The 3,172-nt window shown below is 65.1% G+C and carries 2 protein-coding genes; both read left to right on the top strand.

The features are described 5' to 3' along the window. The first annotated feature begins 182 nt into the window (after nt 1-182). Nucleotides 183-1,076: a DUF5710 domain-containing protein gene (locus ACWGJ2_RS40075; RefSeq protein ID WP_453351351.1), complete on the top strand. Its 894-nt coding sequence runs from the start codon at nt 183-185 to the stop codon at nt 1,074-1,076. A gap of 261 nt (nt 1,077-1,337) precedes the next feature. Continuing rightward, on the top strand, nt 1,338-3,172 hold a 1,835-nt coding region (locus ACWGJ2_RS40070), incomplete at its 3' end, for a DEAD/DEAH box helicase (protein WP_453351350.1).

The raw sequence follows: 3,172 nt of genomic DNA, 5'->3' as shown, positions 1-3,172 counted from the left end.
GGCTCGACCAGCTCCAGCATCACCCTCACCACCTTCTCCCCGTCAGCCTGCCATCGGATCCAGACATCACGCGACGCAAGATCGCTGTTCGTCCGGCGCCGTATGCGGGCGGCCGGTAGCGTCGCTTGGCGCCGAGGGGGCAGCGCTTGTACCGCCTCGACGCACACGGGAGGGAAAACGCGATGGTCAACCGGATCTGGCTGGATGTTCCGTACGCGGAGAAACACCAGGCCAAGGCAGCCGGGGCCGGGTGGGCTCCGGCCGCCAAACGCTGGTATGCGCCCCGTAAGGGCATGACCGCCCTTCAGCCGTGGGCTGCTGCACCTGACGTGCCCGACCGGCTTCCTGGTGAGGACCGTACGCTGGGCGAGGGCCTGTTCGTCGATCTGGTGCCCTCCAGTTGCTGGTTCACCAACGTCCGCTCCTGTGTCACCCCAAGGGACTGGGAACGGCTCCGCCGGATGATCACCCGGCGGGCCGGGATGCGGTGCGAGGCCTGCGGCGCCGCGGAGAACCGCGACGCCACGCGGTGGCTGGAGGCCCACGAGCGCTGGGTGTATGACGACGCCACCCGCGTCCAACGCCTCAAGAGGTTGATCTGCCTGTGCACGGACTGCCACACCGTCACCCACTACGGATACGCCCAGGTCCGCGGCCTGGAGTCGAAGGCGTTCGCACATCTGGTCAAGGTCACGGGGATGAGCCACACCGAGGCCCGCAGCCACATCCGCTACGCGTTCAACGTGTGGGATGCCCGATCGGCCAGGTCTTGGACGCTGGATCTGAGCATGCTCACCGACGCCGGAGTCACCCTCCAGCGACCGCCTCGCGCAGGCGAGCGACGAGGGGCCGCCGCAGCGACGCTCGCCGCGGAACGCAGCATCCCGCCGCCCTCTCCCGCCGATGCGGGCGAGATCGTGTCGCGGATTGCCATCGAGCGCGGCATCGCGCTGCCCGCCGAACCTGCTGACGTACGGTCGGAGGAACCTTCGTCGCCCCGTCCGCCGGTCGTGCCCGGCCCGCGGGAGGCGGCGGCGCCTTCGCTGCTGCGGCGGATCTTTCGACGCGGTCGCTGACTTGGTGTCACGATGCGGGGCCGACTGCGGAGCGAAGCGCGTGTCGGACCGCGGCGGCGAATCGGCTGCGGGCCCGGGCCGCTCACTGCACGACATCCCAGCTACTGCACGGTTGCACCGCGATGCGAAGCCCGTGAACGATGACGAGCTTCTGATGGCCGTCGCATCGACTCTGCAATGGAAGCAGACCTGGATCATTAGGATGAGTGACGGCCGGCATGCACGCGTGTCACGGCTACGCCTGACCGCACCAAGAGCGAAGTGAGCGCCGTAGTGCCGCTGGAGGTTGTATACGGCGAGAGCCGAGACCGGAGCACCGCATCGCAGCTGGCGGAAAAGCTGCGTGAGGTGGTCTCCGATGGCACGGTGTATCTCGGGTACCCCGTACTGGCCACGGCTGACGACCGGGTTGAAGTGGATGCGCTACTGGTAAGTAGGAGCCACGGACTCGTGGCATTCCTCCTCGAGGACACCATTCCACGCGATGCGGACGGATGGGACGTTGTCTCCTCGGCTCAGGATCGTCTGTACAACGTCCTGGAGAGCACACTCGGCAAGCACAGCGGGCTGCGTCGGCGCCGGCAGCTGGCCCTGGAGATCTCCACAGTCACCGTCTTCCCGGGGCCGGTTGGCGATCAGCCCTCCGAGGTCGAGGGCATCTATTGCGACCTACTAGACGTCGCCACAGAAGTGGCGTGTCTCGATGGTATCGATGAGAACACCGAGCGGGCACTGCAAGCGGCACTGCAGCGAGTAACGACGATCAAGCCGGTCAAGAAGCGCTCATCTGTCCAGGACGCATCCTCCCGCGGCGCTATCTTGAAGGTGATCGAACGAGGTATCGCGAACCTAGACCAGTGGCAGAAGGCTGCCGCAATCGAGACACCCGAGGGGCCGCAACGAATCCGCGGCCTGGCCGGATCGGGCAAGACGGTTGTTCTTGCTCTTAAGGCTGCCTACCTGCATACCCAACACCCCGAGTGGCGCATAGCAGTGACCTTCCACTCCCGAGCCCTGTATCAGCAGATCCAGGACTTGGTGGAACGCTTCACGTTCGAGTACAGCAACGACCGCTACGACGAGCAGTTCCTGCAGATCATGCACTCCTGGGGGTCGAGCTCCAAGGCCGGCATGTATAGCGAGATGGCCCGTGCTGTAGGGGTCACACCGCGGGACTGGAACTACGCGCGCGCCACCTACGGCATGGACAACGCCTTCCAGGGGGTGTGCCAGGAACTCCTCGCGGTGGTACGCGCCGGCTCGCCCGAGCCGGTCTTCGATGCGGTCCTCATCGACGAGGCCCAGGATCTACCACCAGAGTTCTTCCAGCTCGATTATCTACTGACGAGGGATCCCAAGCGCATCGTCTGGGGCTACGACGAGCTTCAGAAGCTGTCGGAGTCGGCTATGCCCGGGACAGATGAGCTGTTCGGGACAGGTCCTTCGGGGGAGAGCCTCGTCAGTCTCGCCGAGCAGGACAAGCAGCCGCGGCGCGACATTGTGCTACCGGTCTGCTACCGCAACACTCCCTGGGCACTGGCCACAGCTCACGCCTTGGGAATCGGCGTGTACCGCGACGGCGGTCTGCTGCAGCACTTCGACGCCCCCGAACTGTGGGGGGACATCGGTTACAACACGGTCCACGGCAGTCTCGCGCTCGGCTCAGCGGTGACGTTGGAGCGGGCGGAGTCGAGCTCCCCGGCCTACTTCCGCGAACTGCTCAACCCGGACGACGCAGTCATCATGAAGCGTTTCGACGATCAGGCCGCCCAGGACATCTGGGTAGCTCAGCAGATCAAGAAGAACTTGGCCGAGGACGAACTTGAGCACGACGATGTTCTGATCGTCCTGCCTGACGTCTACCGTGCCAAAACCCGAGCACCGCGGCTAATGCAGACACTCCTGCAACACGGGATCCCCTCACATCTGGTGGGAGTCGGCACGAGTGTCGACGAGGTGTTCAAACGGGAATCCGTCGCCCTGGCCCACATCTACCGGGCCAAGGGCAACGAGGCTCCTATGGTCTACGTCGTCGATGCTCAGCATGCGAACAGCGATCACCAAGCCGTCACCCGTCGCAACACCCTCTTCACCGC

Source organism: Streptomyces sp. NPDC054796 (assembly GCF_053611545.1).
The sequence above is the reverse complement of the archived record's forward strand: the minus strand, read 5'-3'. Positions and strand labels throughout refer to the sequence as shown.